The following is an 18830-nucleotide window of genomic DNA, read 5'->3' on the forward strand; positions in this document are numbered from 1 at the left end:
GGTGGGGTGTGAGGGGCGGCTCAGCGCGGGCGCGTGTCGATCACGCGGCGTGCCTTGCCGGTCTGGGTGCGTTCCATCTCGTTGGGCGCGTGAACCACGACGCGCGTGGAAATGCCGATGAGCGTCTTCACGCGGTGCTGCACCCATTCGCCGATGGCGGTGCGATCCGCCGAGGCGGCGTCGGCGGGGTTGAGCTCGCAGTGCACCTCGACCTGGTCGAGCTTGTCGGCGCGGCTCACGTGCACCTGGTAGAGGCCCGACAGCGCCTTGTGCGCGAGCACGATTTCTTCGACCTGCGTGGGGAAGACGTTGACGCCGCGGATGATCATCATGTCGTCGCTGCGCCCGACGATCTTGCCCATGCGGCGGAACGAACGCGAAGTGGGCGGCAGCAGGCGCGTGAGGTCGCGCGTGCGGTAGCGCACGATGGGCATGGCCTCCTTGCTCAGCGAGGTGAAGACCAGTTCGCCTTCTTCGCCGTCGGCCTTCAGCTCGCCGGTCTCGGGGTCGATGATCTCGGGGTAGAAGTGGTCTTCCCAGATGACGGGGCCATCTTTGCTCTCGACGCATTCGCTGGCCACGCCGGGGCCCATCACTTCGCTCAGGCCGTAGATGTCGACGGCGTCGATGCCGGCCTTGGCCTCGATGTCGCGGCGCATGGCTTCGGTCCATGGCTCGGCGCCGAAGATGCCGACCTTCAGCGAGCTGTCTTTGGCGTCGAGGCCCTGGCGCTCGAACTGCTCGATGATCACCTGCATGTAGCTGGGCGTGACCATGATGATGTCCGGCTTGAAGTCCTGAATGATCTGCACCTGCTTCTCGGTCTGGCCGCCCGACATCGGGATGACGGTGCAGCCCGCGCGCTCGGCGCCGTAGTGCGCGCCGAGGCCGCCGGTGAAGAGGCCGTAGCCGTAAGACACGTGCACCATGTCGCCGGGCCGCCCGCCCGCAGCGCGGATGGAACGCGCCACGAGGTTGGCCCAGGTGTCGATGTCCTTCAGCGTGTAGCCGACCACGGTCGGCTTGCCGGTGGTGCCCGACGACGCATGGATGCGCGCGACGTTTTCGCGCGGCACGGCGAACATGCCGAAGGGGTAGTTGTCGCGCAGGTCGCTCTTCACCGTGAACGGAAACTTCGACAGGTCGGCGAGCGACTTCAGGTCGTCGGGGTGCACGCCCTTGGCGTCGAAGGCCTTGCGGTAGTGCGGCACGTTGTCGTAGGCGCGCTGCAGCGTGGCGCGCAGGCGGGTGAGCTGCAGCGCGGCGATCTCGTCGCGGCTGGCGGTTTCGATGGGGTCGAGGTCGCCGGGGGCGGGGCGTTTCACGGTCATGTCTGTTGTCTCCTCAGGCGGCAGCGGCGTTCGGGACGGCGGGGCGGCCCTTGGCTGTGTAGGAACGGCCGCGGAACATCGCGATGCGCTCGCCGCGCTGGTTGATGATTTCGGTGTCGTACACGCCGGTGCGGCCGGCCTTGGACACCTCGTGGCAGCGCGCGGTGAGCAGGTCGCCCTCGCGCGCCGGGGCGATGAAGTCGATGGCAAAGCCCGAGGCCACGGTCAGCTCGTTGTACGAGTTGCAGGCAAAGGCGAAGGTCGAGTCGGCCAGCGTGGCCATGAAGCCGCCGTGGCAGATGGCGTGGCCGTTGAGCATGTCGGCGCGCACGCGCATCTCGATGGTGGCCTGGCCGGGGCCGACCTCGACGATGCGCATGCCCAGGCCCTTGCTGGCGTTGTCGTTCTCGAACATGCCGTCGCGGACGTACTCGGCCGTCTGCTGGGGTGTGCGGGTGGTGTCGGTCATGGCTCAGCGATCCTTGAACACGGGGGCGCGCTTGGCGCGGAAGGCTTCGACGCCTTCGCGGTAGTCGTTGGCGTTGCCCATGTCGCGCTGGAGGCGGGCTTCTTCGGCGAGTGCCGCATCGAGGTCCATGTCTTGCGCGGAGGCCATGGCCTGGCGCGTGGCGACGAGGGCGCGGGTCGGCATGCCGGCCAGCTTCAGTGCGAGCGCCGCCGTGGTTTCGGTCAGCGCCGCGTCGTCCACGCATTGCCAGATCAGGCCGATGCGAGCGGCTTCTTCCGCCGGCAGCTTGTCGCCCAGCAGCGCGATGCCGAGTGCGCGAGCCGAACCCACGAGGCGCGGCAGCAGCCAGGTGCCGCCGGTGTCGGGCACGAGGCCGATCTTGGTGAATGCCTGGATGAAGCTGGCCGAGCGGGCGGCCACCACGAGGTCGCAGCACAGCGCGAGGTTGGCGCCCGCTCCGGCGGCCACGCCGTTGACGGCTGCGATCACCGGCACCGGCATCGAGCGCAGGCGCGCGACCAGCGGGGCGTAGTAAGTGGAGATGACGTGGCCCAGGTCCTTGGGCGCGGCGCCGGGCGTCGGGTCGGGGGCGACCGAAGGGTCGGCCAGGTCCTGCCCTGCGCAGAAGGCGCGGCCTGCGCCCGTGAGCACTACGCAGCGCACGCTCGCGTCTTGGGCCGCCAGCTCCAGCGCCGCCATGAGTTCGGCGTGCAGCTGCGTCGTGAAGCTGTTGAGCGCCGCGGGGCGGTTGAGGCTCAACGTGCGCACGGCGCCGGCGTTGCCGGTGAGTACCAAAGGCTCAGTCATCGCGTGTCTCTTTCATCCTTTGTGGGAGCGGATCGGAGTGCAAACACTATTGACCGACCGTTCGGTTGATTTTAGTATCGAGCCTGCTACCGGCACAAGCGGGAGCTATTCAGGGCAAACCCTGAGTCACGCGAAAAACAAAGGAGACCGAATGCCCAGCTATTCCATCGACGGCGTAATTCCGGTCGTCGACCCGAGCGCGTACGTACACCCCACTGCCGTGCTGATCGGCGACGTGATCGTCGGCCCGAACTGTTATGTAGGCCCCTGCGCCAGCCTGCGCGGCGACTTCGGCCGCATCGTGCTGGAGGAGGGCTCGAACGTGCAGGACCACTGCTGCGTGCACGGCTTTCCCGACAACGACACGGTGATCGAGGTCAACGGCCACATCGGCCATGGTGCGATCCTGCACAGCTGCATCGTGCGGCGCGACGCGCTGGTGGGCATGAACGCTGTGGTGATGGACGAGGCCGAGATCGGCGAGAAGGCCATCGTCGCGGCCTGTGCCTTCGTGCCGGCCGGCATGAAGGTGCCGGCACGTTCGCTGGTCGCGGGCATTCCAGCAAAGGTGAAGCGCGAGTTGAGCGAGGACGAGATCGCGTGGAAGCTCGAAGGCACGCAGACCTACCAGGACCTCACGGTGCGCAGCCTCGCGAGCCTGCATGAGGTGGCGCCGCTCGCGCAGGTGGAGGCAGGCCGTCCGCGCCTGCCGGCTACCGAGGTGCGTTCGCTCATTGCCACCAAGCGGGGCTGACCTCATCCGCGCTTCGTGCAAGATCGCGCGTTGTCCCCAACAGTCCAACCCAGGAAACCGACCCGATGCCGCGTGGAAGATCCGCCACTTACGACGATCAGCGTGAACTGATCCTCGCGCAGGCCGCCCAGCTGTTCGCGCGCAGCGGCTATCCCGCCACCTCGATGAACCAGGTGGCCGAGGCCTGCGGCCTCTCGAAGGCCACGCTCTATCACTACTACAAGGACAAGAGCAGCCTGCTGATCAGCATTGCCGAGACGCACGTCTCCAAGCTCGCGGCGCTGGTAGCCGAGGAAGAGGCCTCGACGCACACCGACGAGCAGCGCCTGCGCCGCTTCATCTACCGCATCGTCGAGGAATACGCCGGCGCGCAGGACGCGCACCGCGTGCTGACCGACGACGTGCGCTTTCTCGCGGAAGCCGACCGCGAACGCGTGCTCGACAAGGAGCGCGAGGTGGTCGCGGGCTTTGCGCGTGCGGTGTCTGCGCTGCGCCCCGGTGCGCCGAGTGACGACCTTGCCAAGCCGCTGACCATGCTGTTGTTCGGCATGATCAACTGGATGTTCACCTGGATGAAGCCCGGCGGCCGGCTCGACCACGCGGCCATTGCGCCGATCGTGGCCGATCTGTTCCTGGGGGGCATCGGGGCGGTCAAGACGCCCGATGCGCCGGCTGCCAAGCCGCGAAGGCCTGCTAAAGAATCCGGTTGAACCAGAGCAGCGACAGCCCCGCCGACAGCAGCGTCAGCACTGCCGCGCACATCGCGAACAGCGCCGAGATTTCGGTTTCCTTTTTCTCCACCGTGAGCTTGGAGCTCAGTGTCTCGTAGACCTTCTTCAGGTCGTTCGCGGTGCCGGCGTAGAAGTACTCGGCGTTCGTCTTGTTGGCGATGGCCTTGAGCGTGTCTTCGTCGAGCCGTACGCGCATCGACCAGCCTTCGAAGCCGATGGTTTCGCCATCGACGGTGCCCACGCCCACCGTGTAGATGCGCACGCCGCGGTCGGCCGCAGCCTTGGCCGCATCGAGCGGGTCGACACCGGTGGTGCGCTGGCCGTCGGTCAGCATGATGATCGCGGCGGAGGTGAAGGAACCCGGCGCCACGGGTGTGAAGTCCTTGAGCTTCTTCTCGTTCTGGTCGATCGGCATGCCGCGCTGGCGGCTCGGCGCGCTGAACTGTTCGACGTCGATGCCCGCATCGGGGAACAGCGTGGCCAGCGACACCACGATGGCATTGCCCGTGGCGGTGGCGCGCTGGAGCTGGAAGCTGTCGATGGCGGTCACCAGGTCTTCGTGGTTGGTGGTGGGCAGTTGCGCCACCTGCGCGCTGCCCGCGAAGGCGACGATGCCTACCTTCACGCTGCGCGGCAGGTCCTTGATGAAGCTCTTGGCTGCCTCCTGCGCCGCCACGAGCCGGTTGGGCTGCACGTCGGCCGCGCGCATGCTGCCCGACACGTCCATCGCCAGGATGATGGTCTGCTGGTTCGACGGCAGCACCACCACCGCCATTGGCCGCGCTGCGGCCACGAGCATCGCAGCCATGGCCAGCAGGAAAAGCAAGGGCGGAATGTGCCGCCGGATGCTCTGCCCGGCGCCCATGGCTTCGCGCACGATCGACAGGCTGGCGTAGCGCACGGCCAGCTTCTTCTTGCGCCGCAGCAGCCAGAGGTAGAGCAGGATCAGCAGTGGCAGGGCTGCCAGCAGCCAGAGGAATTGAGGCCAGAGAAAAGTCATGCTGCCACCGCCTTCATGCCTGCTGGGCCTCCGATGCGCGTGCGGCGCTTGCGCATATCGGCGAAACGGACGATGGCTTCCACCAGGTCGTCCTGGGTCGAGAGCTCGAGTGCGTCGACGCCTGCCCTTGCCAGCGCCTCGCGCAGTGCGGTTTCACGTTCGGACGCCAGGCGCGCGAAGCGCTTGCGAAAACCGGCGTCATGGGTGTCGACCCACAGCTGCTCGCCGGTCTCGGCATCGCGCAGCGGCACCAGGCCGAGGTCGGGCAGTTCGAGTTCGAGCGGGTCGAACAGGCGCACGGCGACCACTTCATGGCGTTGCACCAGCTGGCCCAGCGGGCGCTCCCAGCCGGGTTCGCTCAGGAAGTCGGACACCACGAACACGGTGGAGCGGCGCGGCATCAGCATGGCGGCCGACTTGAGCAGGCCGTCCAGGCGCGTCATGCCTTTCTGCGTGGGGGCGGTCTCGGCCTTGCCGGCGCGCTTTTCCATCGCATGCAGCAGGTGCAGCACATGGCGCCGTCCGCTGCGCGGCGGAATCACCGCTTCGAGGTCGCTACCGTAGACCAGCGCACCGACCCGGTTGCCGTGCCGCGTGAGCAGCCGTGCCAGCACGCCGACGAAGCCCGCCGAGATCTCGCGCTTGGCCTTCAGGCCCGAGCCGAAGTCGACCGAGCGGCTCAGGTCGAGCACGAACCACGCGGCCATTTCGCGGTCTTCGGTGAACACGCGCACATGCGGCGTCTGCAGCCGCGCGGTGACGTTCCAGTCGATGTGGCGCACGTCGTCGTGGTGCTGGTACTCGCGCAGGTCGGCCAGGTCGAGCCCGGTGCCGCGCATCAGCGTGCGGTAGTCGCCTTGCAACAGGCCGTCGAGGCGGCGGATCACGGTCCATTCGAGCCGGCGCAGCGCGCGTTCGGCCCCGCCGGCTTCTGCGGCGAGCCGTTCGTCGTTTGCGGCCGCGGGGGCCTTACGCCACCAGCTTTTCATGCGATTTCAGGGAACACCGCGGAACCGGCTTTGCCGGGCCGCTGGTGTTGCCCCCTGCAAGGGGGTTGGCGAAGCGACACGAAGTGCGCGAAGACTGGGGGTGTGCTCATTTCAGGCCACCAGCTTTTCATGTTCGAGCGGTTTGGGTGGGGCGGGGACTGCACGCATGATCTTCTCGACTAGGCCATCGGGCGTCAGGCCTTCGGACAAGCCTTCGTAGGAAAGCGTCACGCGGTGGCGCAGCACGTCGGGCACCAGCGCCGTCATGTCTTCCGGCAGCGCATAGCTGCGACCGCGCAAGAGTGCCAGGGCGCGCGCGCCTTCGGTCAGGCTGATGCTGGCGCGCGGGCTGGCGCCGAAGGTGATGAAGCGGCGCAGGTCCTTCAGGCCGTGCTTCTCGGGCGTGCGCGTGGCCGACACCAGCTTCACGGCGTATTGAATGAGCGAAGGGTCGACGTACACGCGCCGCGCCTCGGCCTGCAGCGCCGCGAGCTGCTCGGTGGTGGCGACCGGCGTGGCGTTGACGGGCGGGCCGATCACGCGCTGGACGATGACGAATTCCTCCTCGTCGCTCGGGTAGTCGACCAGCACCTTCATCATGAAGCGGTCGACCTGCGCCTCGGGCAGCGGGTAGGTGCCCTCGGTCTCGATGGGGTTCTGCGTGGCCATCACGAGGAAGGGGCGCGGCACCTTGTGCGTTTCGCCGGCGATGGTGACCTGGCGCTCCTGCATCACTTCGAGCAGCGCGCTCTGCACCTTGGCCGGCGCGCGGTTGATTTCGTCGGCCAGCAGCAGGTTGGCGAACACGGGGCCCAGCGAGGTGCTGAACTCGCCGGTCTTCTGGTTGTAGATGCGCGTGCCCACGAGGTCGGCCGGCACCAGGTCGGGCGTGAACTGGATGCGCTTGAACTGGCCGCGCACGGTGTCGGCCAGCGTCTTGATGGTGAGCGTCTTCGCAAGGCCCGGCACGCCTTCGACCAGCAGGTGCCCGCCCGCAAGCATGCCGACCATCACGCGCTCCAGAAAGCGGTCCTGGCCCACGACCACGCGCTTCACCTCGTAGAGGATCTGTTCCATCAGTTCGGCGGTGCCGGCGGGCGTGGGGTTGACGGTCTCTGCTGTGCTCATGCGAAGGACTTTCGAAGAAGGATCGGTCAGAACGGTGGCGAACCCGCGGCGGAAGCGGCGTTCTCGATGGGCACCGCGAAGCCGATGCCGATGAAAGTGCGCTGCTGCGTCGGGTTGAGGATGGCGGTGACGATGCCGAGCACCTCGCCGTCCATATTGATCAGCGGCCCGCCTGAATTGCCCGGATTGGCTGCGGCATCGAACTGGATCAGGTTGCCCAGCTCCTGCTTGCCCTCGGGCGAGCGGAACGAGCGCTTCAGGCCCGACACCACGCCAGCCGACACCGATGGCCCGATGCCGAACGGAAAGCCCACGGCCGCCACCTGGTCGCCGGGGCGCAGGTCGGCGGTCGAGCGCATGGTGGCGGGGATCAGGTCGTCGGGAATCTTCTGCGCCTGCAGCACCGCGAGGTCGTTCTCGGGCTGCACGCCGGTGATGGTGGCGATGGCTTCCAGCCCGTCGTAGAAGGTGACCTTGATCTTGTCGGCGCCTGCGACCACGTGCAGGTTGGTGAGGATCACGCCCTTGTCGACGATCACCACGCCCGTGCCCACGCCGCGCTCGACCTCGCCCGGGGCTTCGCCGTCGTTGGGGGCTTCGGGCGGCTTGCCCTTGGCGATGTTGCGTCCGCGCTTCTGGGTCTTGGCTTCGGGCGTGTGCTTTTCTTCGCCGTAGCTCACCACCCGCACCACCGAGGGCCGGATGATGTCGGCCGCCTTGGCCGCGGGCGAGGGCAGGGTGTTGGTCTGCAGCGTGCGCAGCACGGCCGCGTCGATGTCTTTTTGCGTGAGTGCCTTGGCGCCCGGGCGCGGCATCCACAGGGCGGCGCCGGTGACCAGCGCGGCCGACAGCAGGAAGAGCAGCGCGAAGCTGCGGCGACCGGGTTGCCAGCCGGGTTTTTTCGCGGGAGCAGCCTGCAGGGACTGGCCCCCGCCGGCGTTTTCAGCCGATGCTGGCGCATCCGCCCGTTCGGCCGCCTCGTCTGCGGCCGGTGGCAGCGTGCGGGGCGAACGGCTGTAGAAAGCGGGCCTGCGCATCGGAGCACCTCCGGCTAAAAAATCGCGTGAAGGAGTTCACAGTAGCACGCTTTCCGCGCCTGCGCATCCCATCAGGCATCATCGTGCGATGGCTACCTTCGTCGATACCCACTGCCATCTGGATGCGCCCGAATTCGGTGCGGAGATGCCGGCCCTTCGCGCCCGCGCCGCCGGGCTGGGGGTGGCGATGTGCGTGATCCCGGCGGTGGCCGTCTTCAATTTCGCCGCCGTGCGCGAACTGGCCCACGCGCAGGGCGATGCCTACGCGCTGGGAATCCACCCGTTGTGCACCGGCGAGGCGAAGGACGAAGACCTTGAAACCCTCGATGCCGAACTGACCGCACGGCGCGGCGACCCGCGGCTCGTGGCGGTCGGCGAGATCGGGCTCGACTACTTCGTCGAGGGGCTCGACGGCCCGAAGCAGGAGCGCTTTTTTCACACTCAGTTGCAACTGGCACGCAAGCATGGGTTACCCGTGCTCATCCACGTGCGGCGCTCGGTCGACAAGGTGCTCAAGCATCTTCGCCAGACGGCGGGCGGCAGGCCGTGGCAGGGCATTGCCCATGCCTTCAACGGCAGCGAGCAGCAGGCCCATGCGTGCATCGATCTTGGGTTGAAGCTCGGCTTTGGCGGCGCGGTGACCTTCGAGCGGGCCCTGCAGCTGCGGCGACTGGCAACCGCGCTGCCAATCGAATCGATCGTGATGGAGACCGATGCGCCCGACATCCAGCCGCACTGGCTGTACCGCACGCAGGCCCAGCGCGACGCCGGCGAACCGCAGGGCCGCAACGAGCCGGCCGAGCTGCCGCGCATCGCCGAAGTGGTGGCCGGCCTGCGGGGCATGGGCATCGACGAACTGGCCGCGGCTACCACCCGGAACGCGCTCGAAACGCTTCCGCGTCTCGAAAACCTCATGGCCATGTCGGAACGCCCGCCGCAACCCGCGTAGGCCAATGCCCCGACCTGCCCGGATGCGTGCAGATGGCGTGGATTTGCTGTCATCCTTGAACTTCACCAGTTCGTTGCTGGTTCAGTGGCAAGTCAGTCACTCAAAACTTCATCCAACAAGGAGCTTTACATGACCACGTCTTTCATTCGCACCGTGCCCGTCGTCCTTGCGCTGGCGCTCGCCTCCATCGGCGTGTCGGCCGTGGCCCAGACCACCGCGCCTGCTGCAACCGCCCCGGCCCCGGCCGAGCCCTCCACCGCTGAAAAGGTGAAGGAAGCCGGCAAGGACGCCGTTGACGCCACCAAGCGCACCACCAAGAAGGCCGTCGCCGCCACCGAAAAGGGCACCAAGAAGGCCTGGAGCGCCACCAAGCGCACCACCAAGAAGGCCACCACCGCCACCAAGCATGCAGCCACCAAGACCGGCGAAGTCGTCGAGAACGCCGGCCACAAGACGGCCGACGGCATGCGCAGCACCGGCAAGGCCATCGGCGAGAAGATCCCCGGCACGGCCGAGAACGAAGCCGCCAAGAAGTAAGAGCTGACAAGCCGGCTTCGGCTTTCGCGAAAGAACCCGCTTCGGCGGGTTTTTTCATGGGCCGCGCAAGTGCGTGCGGGACGGTGGCACGATTGCCGCCCATGAATCCACCCGCCGCATCCGATGCCGCCAGTTCCATGCTCACGGGGTTGGCGCCCATCGTCTCGCCTGCAACGGCCGTGCTCATCCTCGGCAGCTTCCCCGGGGTCAAGTCGCTCGAGCGGCAGCAGTACTATGCACACCCCCAAAACCAGTTCTGGAAGATCTTGCAAGCTGTCTGGCCCGAAGTCCCTTTGCCGTCGGGCGTAGACAGCTACGCGCAGCGCTGCCGCTGGCTGCTCGACCGCGGCCTGGGCGTGTGGGACGTGTACGCGTCTTGCGAGCGCGAGGGCAGCCTCGACTCGGCCATCCGCGCGCCCGTGGCGAACGACATCGCCGGGCTGCACTTGCCGAAGCTCGCCGCCATCGCCCACAACGGCGGCGAGAGCTTCAAGCACGCGCGCCATACGCGCACCCTGGGCGTGCCGGTCTACCAGCTGCCTTCCACCAGTCCTGCCAATGCGTCGTGGAGCTTCGAGCGCAAGCTTGCGGCGTGGCGCGAGGTGCTGGCCACCCACAAACTAGTCGTCTGACGGCATCGATGGCATCGAGCAAAACTTCTATTTCTCTCCCCGAAGTCAATTTCTCCGACTGGGGCGACATCCGCTACCTGCACCTGGGCACCGAATGGGTCCAGGGTTCGATGAAGCTCGACGCGCCTTTCGAGATCGAACTCGAATATGTGCAGCGCATGATGGCCTGGCTGCTGTTTGCCGACGGCAAGACCGTCGCCACCTGCCATGCGATGCAGCTCGGCCTGGGTGCGGCCACGCTCACCAAGTTCAGCCGCAAGATCCTGCGCATGCGCACCACCGCGATCGAGCTCAATCCGCAGGTGGTGTCGGCCTGCCGCGGCTGGTTCAAGCTGCCGCCCGACGACCCGAAGCTGCGCGTGGTGATCGCCGACGCGGCCGCCGAGATCCGCAAGCCCGAATGGCACGGCACTGTCGATGCCTTGCAGGTCGACCTGTACGACCACGAGGCCGCCGCGCCCGTGCTCGACAGCGAAGACTTCTATGCCGACTGCCGCGCGCTGCTCACCGAAGAGGGCTGCATGACGGTCAACCTCTTCGGCCGCTCGTCGAGCTACGAGCGCAGCCTCGAAAAGATCGCCGGTGCATTCGGCGCCGACGCCGTCTGGGCCTTCAAGCCGACGCGCGAAGGCAACACGGTGGTGCTCGCGCAGCGCACGCCGAGCCGTCCGAAGCGCGAGGCGCTTGCCGAGCGCGCCCAAACGATCCAGACTCGCTGGGGCTTGCCCGCGCCGAAATGGTTGCGAGTCTTCAAGCCCCTGAATATTTCAATCACTCGACCTGCCGGCTCATGAGCGCTGTTCCCGCTGTTTCTGCTCCCGCCCCCCTGACCGCCCGCCACGAAGGCCCGCTCGACCTGCGGCGCCTTATTGAATGGCTCGCCGCCGATGGCGTGATTTCCCCGGTCGAAGCCAAGCGCACCATCGCGCGTTGCGCGCAGGCCGAAAGCCGGCAGGCACCGCTGGTGCGGCTGGCCAACGTGGCCATGACGCGAGAGAGCGACAACAAGCCGCTGGACCTTGAAATGCTTACGCAATGGCTCGCGGGCCGCGCCGGGCTCACGTACCTGCGCATCGACCCGCTCAAGGTCGACGTGGGCAAGGTGGCCGACACCATGAGCGCCGCCTATGCCGAGCGCCACAAGGTGCTGCCGGTGCAGGTGCTGCCCAACGAGGTGGTGGTGGCCACGGCCGAGCCCTTCCTCACCGACTGGATCGCCGAGGTCGAGCGCCAGGCGCGCCGCTCGGTGCGTCGCGTGGTCGCCAACCCGGCCGACATCCAGCGCTACACGGCCGAGTTCTTCGCGCTCGCGAAGTCGGTGCGCGCCGCGCAGAAGGCCGGCGGCAACACCGGCGGCGCGAGCTTCGAGCAGCTGGTGGAGCTCGGCAAGAGCAACAAGCAGCTCGACGCCAACGACCAGAGCGTGGTGCAGGTGGTCGACTGGCTGTGGCAATACGCCTTCGACCAGCGCGCGAGCGACATCCACCTGGAGCCGCGCCGCGAGCAGGGCGTGATCCGCTTTCGCATCGACGGCATCCTGCATCCGGCCTACCAGATGCCGATGGGCGTGATGAACGCGATGGTCGCGCGCATCAAGCTGCTGGGCCGCATGGACGTGGTGGAAAAGCGCCGCCCGCTCGACGGCCGCATCAAGACCCGCAACATGCGCGGCGACGAAGTCGAAATGCGCTTGTCGACCCTGCCGACCGCCTTCGGCGAGAAGATGGTGATGCGGATCTTCGACCCCGACACGGCGGTGAAAGATCTCGACGCGCTGGGCTTTGCGCAGCACGACGCGCAGCGTTGGGAACAGCTGGTCACGCGGCCCAACGGCATCATTCTCGTGACTGGGCCCACGGGCTCGGGCAAGACCACCACGCTGTATTCCACGCTCAAGCGCGTCGCGACCGAAGAGGTCAACGTGAGCACGGTGGAAGACCCGATCGAAATGATCGAGCCCTCGTTCAACCAGACGCAGGTGCAGCCGCAGCTGGACTTCGGGTTTACCGAAGGCCTGCGCGCGCTGATGCGGCAGGACCCGGACATCATCATGGTCGGCGAAATCCGCGACCTCGCCACCGCCGAGATGGCGGTGCAGGCCGCGCTCACCGGCCACCTGGTGTTCAGCACGCTGCACACCAACGACGCGCCGAGCGCCATCACGCGGATGATGGAACTGGGCGTGCCTTCGTACCTCATCAATGCGGTGATGCTGGGCGTGCTCGCACAGCGGCTGGTGCGCACGCTGTGCCCCAACTGCAAGCAGCCCGACGACACCGTCACCCGCGAGAAGCTGGAGACCATCGTCAAGCCGTGGCAGATCACGGGCTCGGTGCGCGCCTACAAGCCGGTGGGTTGCGTCGATTGCCGCATGACCGGGTACATGGGCCGCATGGGGCTGTACGAACTGCTGAGCATCAGCGAGGCGTTCAAGGCGCAGGTCACGAAGGAGCCCAACCTGGGCGGGCTGCGCAGGCAGGCCGTGATCGACGGCATGCGGCCGCTGCGGCTGGCCGGCGCGCTGCGCGTGGCCGAAGGCGTGACGACCATCGAAGAGGTGCTGAGCGCCACGCCGCCGCTGGAATAATCCGGCAGTTCGACATCCGGAAGGCCGCTGAGACCTTTCGGGTTATCCCTAGGCCTTTGGTTAGTGGAATCCACATCAGTCTGACCGGAAGCTGACTCGACAATCCCGCATCGAAATTTGTTCGAGGAGACTGTTCGTGAAGATCAAGAGTCAGAAAGACTTTTTCTCGGGTCTGATGTTCACGGTGGTGGGTGTGGCGTTCGCATGGGGCGCCACCACCTACACCGTGGGCACCGGGGCCCGCATGGGTCCGGGTTATTTCCCGTTGATGCTCGGCATCCTGATGGCCCTCATCGGCCTCGGGATCATGTTCAGCGGGCTCACCGTTGAAACCACCGACGGCGAAAAGATCGGCAAGTGGGCCTGGAAGCAGGTGGTGTTCATCCTGGGCGCCAACCTCGCATTCGGCATCCTGCTCGGCGGCCTGCCGAGCATCGGCGTGCCGGCCATGGGCATGATCATCGCCATCTACGCGCTGGTGATCATCTCCAGCCTTGCGGGCCATGAGTTCAAGCTGCCCAGCGTGCTCGTCCTGGCCACTGTGCTGGCCGTGGGCAGCTATGTCGCGTTCATCTGGGCGCTGAAGCTCCAGATCCAGGTCTGGCCGACCTTCATCACCGGCTGAGAAGAAAGCTGCTCACATCATGGAATTGGTTGAACACCTCTCGATGGGTTTTGGCGTTGCCTTTACCTTCACCAACCTGCTGTACTGCCTCGTCGGCTGCATTCTGGGCACGCTGATCGGCGTGCTCCCGGGCATCGGCCCGGTCGCGACCATCGCGATGCTGCTGCCCGCCACGTACGCGCTGCCGCCCGTGTCGGCGCTGATCATGCTGGCCGGCATCTACTACGGCGCGCAGTACGGCGGCTCCACCACCGCGATTCTGGTCAACCTGCCGGGCGAATCATCGTCGGTGGTGACCGTGATCGACGGCTACCAGATGGCGCGCAAGGGCCGTGCGGGTCCGGCACTCGCTGCCGCCGGCCTGGGCTCGTTCTTCGCTGGTTGCGTCGGCACGCTGATCTTGGCCGCCTTCGCACCGCCGCTGACCGAGCTGGCCTTCAAGTTCGGCCCTGCCGAATACTTCTCGCTGATGATCCTGGGCCTGATCGGCGCCGTGGTGCTGGCTTCGGGCTCGCTGCTCAAGGCCATCGCGATGATCGTGCTGGGCCTGCTGATGGGTCTGGTCGGTACCGACGTGAACTCGGGTGTCGCTCGCTACAGCTTCGACATTCCGGAGCTCACCGACGGCATCGGCTTCGTGGCCATCGCCATGGGCGTGTTCGGTTATGGCGAAATCATTGCCAACCTCTCGCGCCCCGATGACGAGCGTGAAGTGTTCACTGCCAAGGTCTCGGGCCTGTTCCCGACCAAGGAAGACTTCAAGCGCATGGTTCCCGCGGTGCTTCGCGGCACGGCACTGGGCGCGGCTCTTGGCATCTTGCCTGGCGGCGGTGCGCTGCTGGCGGCTTTCGCGGCCTACACGATCGAGAAGAAGACCAAGCTGAAGCCGGGCGAAGTGCCCTTCGGCAAGGGCAACATCCGCGGCGTGGCGGCTCCCGAGTCGGCCAACAACGCCGGTGCGCAAACTTCCTTCATCCCGCTGCTGACGCTGGGCATTCCGCCCAACGCGGTGATGGCGCTGATGGTGGGCGCAATGACGATCCACAACATCCAGCCGGGCCCGCAGGTCATGACCAGCAACCCCGAGCTGTTCTGGGGCCTGATCGCCTCGATGTGGATCGGCAATGCGATGCTGATCATCCTGAACCTGCCGCTGATCGGCATGTGGATCAAGCTGCTGTCGGTGCCGTACAAGTACCTGTTCCCCGCGATCGTGCTGTTCTGCGCGATCGGCGTGTACTCGACCAACAACAACACCTTCGACATCTGGATGGTGGGCATCTTCGGTCTGGTGGGCTACACCTTCTTCAAGCTGGGTTGCGAGCCTGCACCATTGCTGCTGGGCTTCATCCTCGGGCCGATGATGGAAGAGAACCTGCGCCGTTCGCTGCTGCTGTCGCGCGGCGACTGGAGCGTGTTCGTGACGCGTCCGATCTCGGCGAGCCTGCTGGCTGCTGCTGCGCTGCTGCTGATCATCGTGCTGCTGCCGGCTGTGAAGTCGAAGCGCGAAGAGGCCTTCGTCGAAGACTGACGGCGTTCTGCTCCCCTTCAAGACGGCGCCTTCGGGCGCCGTTTTTCGTTGATGCGACGACTCTTTAGGTGCGCGTTCGGGGCGGCTTCATATGCTGCCGAGCCATCGCCAGAAAAGCCATGGCAGCCGGGTTGAGCGGGTGCTTGGCCAGCCGGATGGCGACCACCGGGTACTCCAGCGTGGGCCGCACCACGCCCAACGCCCGCAGGTTGGCCGGCATCAGCACTTCCACATAGCGCGGCAGCAGCGCTACCCCTGCACCCGCCTGGATGAGACCGAAGGCTGTCGACAGCATCGACACGTGATGCACCACGCGCGGGTACACGTTGGCCATGCTCGACAGTTGGCGGCTCACGGCACGCCACACATTGGCGTCGGGGTTGACGTGGATGAAGGGCAGCGCCTCCAGGTGCCGGGCCTCGACCACGGCGTGCTGCGCCAGCGGATGGTCGTCCCGCACGAAGAGGGCCATGCGGTCGGAGAACAGCGGCTCCGTCGCCAGCTCCGAGTGCTTCTGGCCGATGTCGGAGCCGAAGCCCAGGTCGGCCTCCTGCGAGAGGATGCGCGAGATCATCTGATCCGCGGTGCTGTCGAGCAGCGTGGTCGCGAGCGTCGGGTGCTTCTGCGAAAAACGGCCGAGCAACGGCGGCAACAGGGCGCCTGCAGTCAGATGGCCCACCGCCAGCACGATGCGGCCTTCGCGCAGCTGCGACTGCGAGCGGCAGGCATCGACGGATTCATCGATCAGCCGCAGCGCACGCACGGCCGTGTCGACCATCATCTGGCCCGCATTGGTCATGCGGATGCGGCGGCCGCGCACCACCAGTGGCTGCGCCAGCTCTTCTTCCAGGCGCTTGACCAGATGGCTGATGGCCGGCTGCGTGAGCTGCAATGCCTCGGCCGCCAGTGTGAAGCTGCCCGTTTCGGCCACCGCCGTCAGCGCTCGCAACTGCTGCAGCGAGATCTCTTCAGCGGTGTTCCTTGCCATAAACAGCTTTGATAGTTGAATAAGCAGAATTATCTGGCTTGATGCGCTGCCGCTGCATAGCATCCTTTTTTCGTTCACAGGCAAGAATTCCGTACATGAAACGCCTCCAGTTCCTCCAGGTGCTCGCCGTTGCGCTCGGCGTGGCCGCCTCGTCCGCCAGCCTGGCCCAGGGCTACCCGAACAAGCCGATCCGCCTGATCGTGCCGTTCCCGGCGGCCGGCGCCACCGATCTCTTCGCCCGCACGCTGGGGCAGAAGATGGGCGAGAAGCTCGGCACCACACTGGTGGTCGACAACAAGCCCGGCGCCGGCGGCGCCATCGGCTCCGACCAGGCTGCCAAGGCCCCGGCCGATGGCTACACGATCCTGCTGGCCACCACCAGCACGCATTCGATCGGCCCGGCCGTCAGCAAGCTGCCCTACGACACGGTGCGCGACTTCACGCCCATCGCGCACGTGGGCGACGCGGCCAGCATCATGCTGGTGCCGGTCAATTCGCCCGCGAAAACGGTGCGCGAGTGGATCGACTACGCGAAGAAGAACCCCGGCAAGCTCAACTATGCATCGAGCGGCAACGGCACCATCGTGCAGCTCACGGCCGAGCTGTTCAAGGCGCAGGCCGGCGTGTTCGTCACGCACATTCCCTACAAGGGCACGGCGCTGGCCATTCCCGACCTGATCAGCGGCAAGATCGACGTGCTGTTCGACTCACTGCCCACCGGCATGCCGCACGTCCGTGACGGCCGCCTGCGCGCACTGGGCGTCACCTCGCTCAAGCGCAGCCCGCTGGCGCCCGAACTGCCGCCCATTGCCGACACATTGCCGGGCTACGAGTCGAACACCTGGTTCGGCTTCTACGGCCCGAAGGGCCTGCCGGCCGACATCGTCGCGAAGATCAACAAGGCGGCCAACGAAGCGCTGGCCGATCCTGAAGTGAAAGAGAAACTCGCGCGCCTGGGCATCGAAACCGCGACTCCGGGCACGCCCGACCAGTTCGCGAAGATGGTCGCCGCCGACGCTGCCAAGTGGAAGAAGATCGTCGTCGACCGCAAGATCACCAACGAATGACGCAGAGAAAGAAGAGCACGCCTAAATGAACTTCGATTTCAACAACCCCTACCTCTCGACCCGCATCCCGATCTTCGCGCGCAATGTGGTGTCGACCTCGCACCCCTTGGCCTCGCAGGCCGGCCTGCGCATCTTGCAGCAGGGCGGCAACGCGGTCGATGCGGCCATTGCCACTGCCGCCGTGATGACACTGGTCGAGCCGGTGAGCAACGGCCTGGGCAGCGATGCCTTCTGCATCCTGTGGGACGGCAAGGAACTGCACGGCCTCAATGCCTCGGGCCCGGCGCCCAAGGCCTGGACGCCCGAGTACTTCAAGGCCAAGTACGGTGCCGACGCGGCCAATCCGCCCATGCGCGGCATCGACTCGGTCACGGTGCCGGGCGCTGTGCGCGGCTGGGTGGCCATGAGCGAGCGCTTCGGCAAGCTGCCGTTCGCCGACCTGCTGGCGCCGGCCATCGACATCGCCGAGCGCGGGTATCTTGTGCCGCCGGTGGTGCAGGGCAAGTGGGCTGCGGCCACGCCGCTGCTGGGCTCGCAACCGGGCTTTGCGCAGACCTTCCTGCCGTGGGGCCGCGCGCCCGAGGTGGGCGAGCTGTTCCGCTTCACGGCCGCCGCGCGTGCGCTCAAGGCCATTGCACGCACCAAGGGCGAGGCCTACTACAACGGCGAGATCGCCGAGGCGCTGGCGAAGTTCTCGGCCGAGCAGGGCGGTGCGCTCACGGTGGCCGACCTCGCGGCCTACCAGCCCGAGTGGGTCAAGCCGATCTCGCGCGACTACCGCGGCCACACGCTGCACGAGATTCCGCCTAACGGCCAGGGCATTGCCGCGCTGATCGCGCTCGGCATTCTCGAAAAGTTCGACATCGCCTCGCTGCCGGTCGACTCGGTGCAATCGCAGCATCTGCAGATCGAAGCGATGAAGCTGGCCTTTGCCGACGTGTACCGCTACGTGTCGGAACGCAAGACGATGGAAGTCACGACCGAGCAGATGCTCGACGATGCGTACCTCGCCTCGCGCGCCCGCCTCATCGATGCGAAGAAGGCGCAAGACTTCAAGGCCGGCAACCCCGTGAAGGGCGGCACCATCTACCTCACGGCTGCCGACGAGAGCGGCATGATGGTGAGCTTCATCCAGAGCAACTACATGGGCTTCGGCTCGGGCTGCGTGGAGCCCGAATTCGGCATCAGCCTGCAGAACCGTGGTCACGGCTTCAGCCTGAAGGCCGAGAGCCCGAACGTGGTGGCGCCGGGCAAGCGCCCGTTCCACACCATCATTCCGGCCTTCCTCACCAAGGACGGCCAGCCGGTGATGAGCTTCGGCGTGATGGGCGGCAACATGCAGCCGCAGGGCCACATGCAGACGCTGGTGCGCATGCTCGACTACAAGCAGAACCCGCAGGCCGCCTGCGACGCGCCGCGCTGGCGCTTCAACGCGGGGCTCGAGATCAACGTCGAGGCTGCGATGAACCCGGCCACGGTGCAGGGCCTGCGCGACCTGGGCCACCACCTGGAAGTGATCAACGACTCGTACCAGGACTTCGGCGCCGGCCAGTTCATCTGGCGCGCGGGCGAGCCTTCGGTCGAAGGCTACGTGGCTGCCAGCGATCCGCGCCGCGACGGCCTGGCTGCAGGGTATTGAGCAAGGTCTCGAGGTTCCCGCGATGATCG

The 18830-nt window shown here is 66.6% G+C and carries 19 protein-coding genes; 11 read left to right on the plus strand and 8 right to left on the minus strand.

All coding sequences use genetic code 11. The features are described from left to right. Positions 1-20: 20 nt before the first annotated feature. Genes paaK through ACTG4X_RS08625 form a run of 3 tightly spaced genes read right to left on the minus strand, consistent with a single transcriptional unit; the run spans position 21 to position 2607 of the window. On the minus strand, positions 21-1331 hold the full coding sequence (gene paaK, locus ACTG4X_RS08615; RefSeq protein ID WP_097199911.1) for a phenylacetate--CoA ligase PaaK: 1311 nt from the start codon (positions 1329-1331) through the stop codon (positions 21-23). Between the two features lie 13 nt (positions 1332-1344). Then, positions 1345-1800: a hydroxyphenylacetyl-CoA thioesterase PaaI gene (gene paaI / locus ACTG4X_RS08620; RefSeq protein ID WP_440533613.1), complete on the minus strand. Its 456-nt coding sequence runs from the start codon at positions 1798-1800 to the stop codon at positions 1345-1347. A gap of 3 nt (positions 1801-1803) precedes the next feature. Next, entirely contained in the window at positions 1804-2607 is an 804-nt protein-coding gene (locus ACTG4X_RS08625) for an enoyl-CoA hydratase-related protein (RefSeq protein ID WP_440533614.1), read from the minus strand. 151 nt (positions 2608-2758) lie between these two features. Here ACTG4X_RS08625 and ACTG4X_RS08630 point away from each other — a divergent pair, with 151 nt between their 5' ends. Both ACTG4X_RS08630 and ACTG4X_RS08635 read left to right on the plus strand, forming a co-directional pair. Continuing rightward, the gene (locus ACTG4X_RS08630) at positions 2759-3361 is read left to right on the plus strand and encodes a phenylacetic acid degradation protein PaaY (RefSeq protein ID WP_440533615.1); all 603 of its coding nucleotides are present in this window, start codon (positions 2759-2761) and stop codon (positions 3359-3361) included. 65 nt (positions 3362-3426) lie between these two features. After that, positions 3427-4071 carry a TetR/AcrR family transcriptional regulator gene (locus ACTG4X_RS08635; protein WP_097199909.1) on the plus strand — a complete coding sequence of 215 codons (645 nt, stop codon included), beginning with the start codon at positions 3427-3429 and terminating at the stop codon, positions 4069-4071. Here ACTG4X_RS08635 and ACTG4X_RS08640 read toward each other — a convergent pair. From ACTG4X_RS08640 to ACTG4X_RS08655, 4 genes are all read right to left on the minus strand, one after another. Then, positions 4055-5092 (minus strand): VWA domain-containing protein, encoded by a 1038-nt coding sequence (locus ACTG4X_RS08640; RefSeq protein ID WP_093075782.1) that lies wholly within the window; start codon positions 5090-5092, stop codon positions 4055-4057. The genes ACTG4X_RS08635 and ACTG4X_RS08640 overlap by 17 nt on opposite strands. Next, on the minus strand, positions 5089-6081 hold the full coding sequence (locus tag ACTG4X_RS08645) for a DUF58 domain-containing protein (protein ID WP_440533616.1): 993 nt from the start codon (positions 6079-6081) through the stop codon (positions 5089-5091). The genes ACTG4X_RS08640 and ACTG4X_RS08645 overlap by 4 nt, the downstream gene beginning before the upstream one ends. Before the next feature lie 111 nt (positions 6082-6192). Continuing rightward, on the minus strand, positions 6193-7209 hold the full coding sequence (locus ACTG4X_RS08650; RefSeq protein ID WP_093048863.1) for an AAA family ATPase: 1017 nt from the start codon (positions 7207-7209) through the stop codon (positions 6193-6195). Between the two features lie 26 nt (positions 7210-7235). After that, a complete protein-coding gene (locus ACTG4X_RS08655; protein WP_093048866.1) occupies positions 7236-8246 on the minus strand; it encodes a S1C family serine protease in 1011 nt (336 codons plus the stop codon). 88 nt (positions 8247-8334) lie between these two features. On the opposite strand from ACTG4X_RS08655, the gene ACTG4X_RS08660 reads away from it, so the two are divergent. The 7 genes from ACTG4X_RS08660 to ACTG4X_RS08690 all read left to right on the plus strand — a co-directional run bounded on the left by ACTG4X_RS08660 (position 8335) and on the right by ACTG4X_RS08690 (position 15107). Next, positions 8335-9195, plus strand: coding sequence for a TatD family hydrolase (locus ACTG4X_RS08660; protein ID WP_440533617.1), 861 nt, complete (start codon positions 8335-8337; stop codon positions 9193-9195). Positions 9196-9324: 129 nt separating this feature from the next. Continuing rightward, positions 9325-9732, plus strand: coding sequence for a hypothetical protein (locus ACTG4X_RS08665; protein ID WP_440533618.1), 408 nt, complete (start codon positions 9325-9327; stop codon positions 9730-9732). A 101-nt stretch (positions 9733-9833) separates the two neighbouring features. Next, a complete protein-coding gene (locus ACTG4X_RS08670) occupies positions 9834-10364 on the plus strand; it encodes a DNA-deoxyinosine glycosylase (RefSeq protein WP_093048874.1) in 531 nt (176 codons plus the stop codon). 8 nt (positions 10365-10372) lie between these two features. After that, on the plus strand, positions 10373-11158 hold the full coding sequence (locus tag ACTG4X_RS08675) for a spermidine synthase (protein ID WP_440533619.1): 786 nt from the start codon (positions 10373-10375) through the stop codon (positions 11156-11158). After that, positions 11155-12951, plus strand: a complete 1797-nt coding sequence (locus ACTG4X_RS08680) for a GspE/PulE family protein (RefSeq protein ID WP_440533620.1) — start codon at positions 11155-11157, stop codon at positions 12949-12951. Before ACTG4X_RS08675 ends, ACTG4X_RS08680 begins: the two co-directional genes overlap by 4 nt. A 136-nt stretch (positions 12952-13087) precedes the next feature. Continuing rightward, positions 13088-13576, plus strand: a complete 489-nt coding sequence (locus ACTG4X_RS08685; protein WP_093048883.1) for a tripartite tricarboxylate transporter TctB family protein — start codon at positions 13088-13090, stop codon at positions 13574-13576. 19 nt (positions 13577-13595) lie between these two features. Continuing rightward, complete coding sequence (locus ACTG4X_RS08690) at positions 13596-15107, plus strand: tripartite tricarboxylate transporter permease (protein WP_093048886.1); 1512 nt, start codon at positions 13596-13598, stop codon at positions 15105-15107. A gap of 64 nt (positions 15108-15171) precedes the next feature. On the opposite strand, the gene ACTG4X_RS08695 is transcribed toward ACTG4X_RS08690, so the two are convergent. Continuing rightward, the gene (locus tag ACTG4X_RS08695; RefSeq protein ID WP_097199906.1) at positions 15172-16095 is read right to left on the minus strand and encodes a LysR family transcriptional regulator; all 924 of its coding nucleotides are present in this window, start codon (positions 16093-16095) and stop codon (positions 15172-15174) included. A 95-nt stretch (positions 16096-16190) separates the two neighbouring features. On the opposite strand from ACTG4X_RS08695, the gene ACTG4X_RS08700 reads away from it, so the two are divergent. Beyond that, positions 16191-17162 (plus strand): Bug family tripartite tricarboxylate transporter substrate binding protein, encoded by a 972-nt coding sequence (locus ACTG4X_RS08700; protein ID WP_440533621.1) that lies wholly within the window; start codon positions 16191-16193, stop codon positions 17160-17162. A 25-nt stretch (positions 17163-17187) separates the two neighbouring features. Beyond that, the gene (locus ACTG4X_RS08705) at positions 17188-18801 is read left to right on the plus strand and encodes a gamma-glutamyltransferase family protein (RefSeq protein ID WP_440533622.1); all 1614 of its coding nucleotides are present in this window, start codon (positions 17188-17190) and stop codon (positions 18799-18801) included. The last annotated feature ends 29 nt before the right edge of the window (positions 18802-18830 follow it).

Origin of the sequence: Variovorax sp. YR566, assembly GCF_051992195.1 — a bacterium.
In the GTDB taxonomy this organism is placed as follows: domain Bacteria; phylum Pseudomonadota; class Gammaproteobacteria; order Burkholderiales; family Burkholderiaceae_C; genus Variovorax.

Coding starts and splice junctions, on each gene's coding strand:
- ACTG4X_RS08645 (WP_440533616.1), bottom strand. CDS start 6,081: ATGAAAAGCTGGTGGCGTAAGGCCCCCGCGGCCGCAAACGACGAACGG.
- ACTG4X_RS08680 (WP_440533620.1), top strand. CDS start 11,155: ATGAGCGCTGTTCCCGCTGTTTCTGCTCCCGCCCCCCTGACCGCCCGC.
- paaK (WP_097199911.1), bottom strand. CDS start 1,331: ATGACCGTGAAACGCCCCGCCCCCGGCGACCTCGACCCCATCGAAACC.
- ACTG4X_RS08705 (WP_440533622.1), top strand. CDS start 17,188: ATGAACTTCGATTTCAACAACCCCTACCTCTCGACCCGCATCCCGATC.
- ACTG4X_RS08670 (WP_093048874.1), top strand. CDS start 9,834: ATGAATCCACCCGCCGCATCCGATGCCGCCAGTTCCATGCTCACGGGG.
- ACTG4X_RS08675 (WP_440533619.1), top strand. CDS start 10,373: ATGGCATCGAGCAAAACTTCTATTTCTCTCCCCGAAGTCAATTTCTCC.
- ACTG4X_RS08660 (WP_440533617.1), top strand. CDS start 8,335: ATGGCTACCTTCGTCGATACCCACTGCCATCTGGATGCGCCCGAATTC.
- ACTG4X_RS08665 (WP_440533618.1), top strand. CDS start 9,325: ATGACCACGTCTTTCATTCGCACCGTGCCCGTCGTCCTTGCGCTGGCG.
- ACTG4X_RS08695 (WP_097199906.1), bottom strand. CDS start 16,095: ATGGCAAGGAACACCGCTGAAGAGATCTCGCTGCAGCAGTTGCGAGCG.
- ACTG4X_RS08625 (WP_440533614.1), bottom strand. CDS start 2,607: ATGACTGAGCCTTTGGTACTCACCGGCAACGCCGGCGCCGTGCGCACG.
- ACTG4X_RS08635 (WP_097199909.1), top strand. CDS start 3,427: ATGCCGCGTGGAAGATCCGCCACTTACGACGATCAGCGTGAACTGATC.
- paaI (WP_440533613.1), bottom strand. CDS start 1,800: ATGACCGACACCACCCGCACACCCCAGCAGACGGCCGAGTACGTCCGC.
- ACTG4X_RS08650 (WP_093048863.1), bottom strand. CDS start 7,209: ATGAGCACAGCAGAGACCGTCAACCCCACGCCCGCCGGCACCGCCGAA.
- ACTG4X_RS08630 (WP_440533615.1), top strand. CDS start 2,759: ATGCCCAGCTATTCCATCGACGGCGTAATTCCGGTCGTCGACCCGAGC.
- ACTG4X_RS08640 (WP_093075782.1), bottom strand. CDS start 5,092: ATGACTTTTCTCTGGCCTCAATTCCTCTGGCTGCTGGCAGCCCTGCCA.
- ACTG4X_RS08655 (WP_093048866.1), bottom strand. CDS start 8,246: ATGCGCAGGCCCGCTTTCTACAGCCGTTCGCCCCGCACGCTGCCACCG.
- ACTG4X_RS08700 (WP_440533621.1), top strand. CDS start 16,191: ATGAAACGCCTCCAGTTCCTCCAGGTGCTCGCCGTTGCGCTCGGCGTG.
- ACTG4X_RS08690 (WP_093048886.1), top strand. CDS start 13,596: ATGGAATTGGTTGAACACCTCTCGATGGGTTTTGGCGTTGCCTTTACC.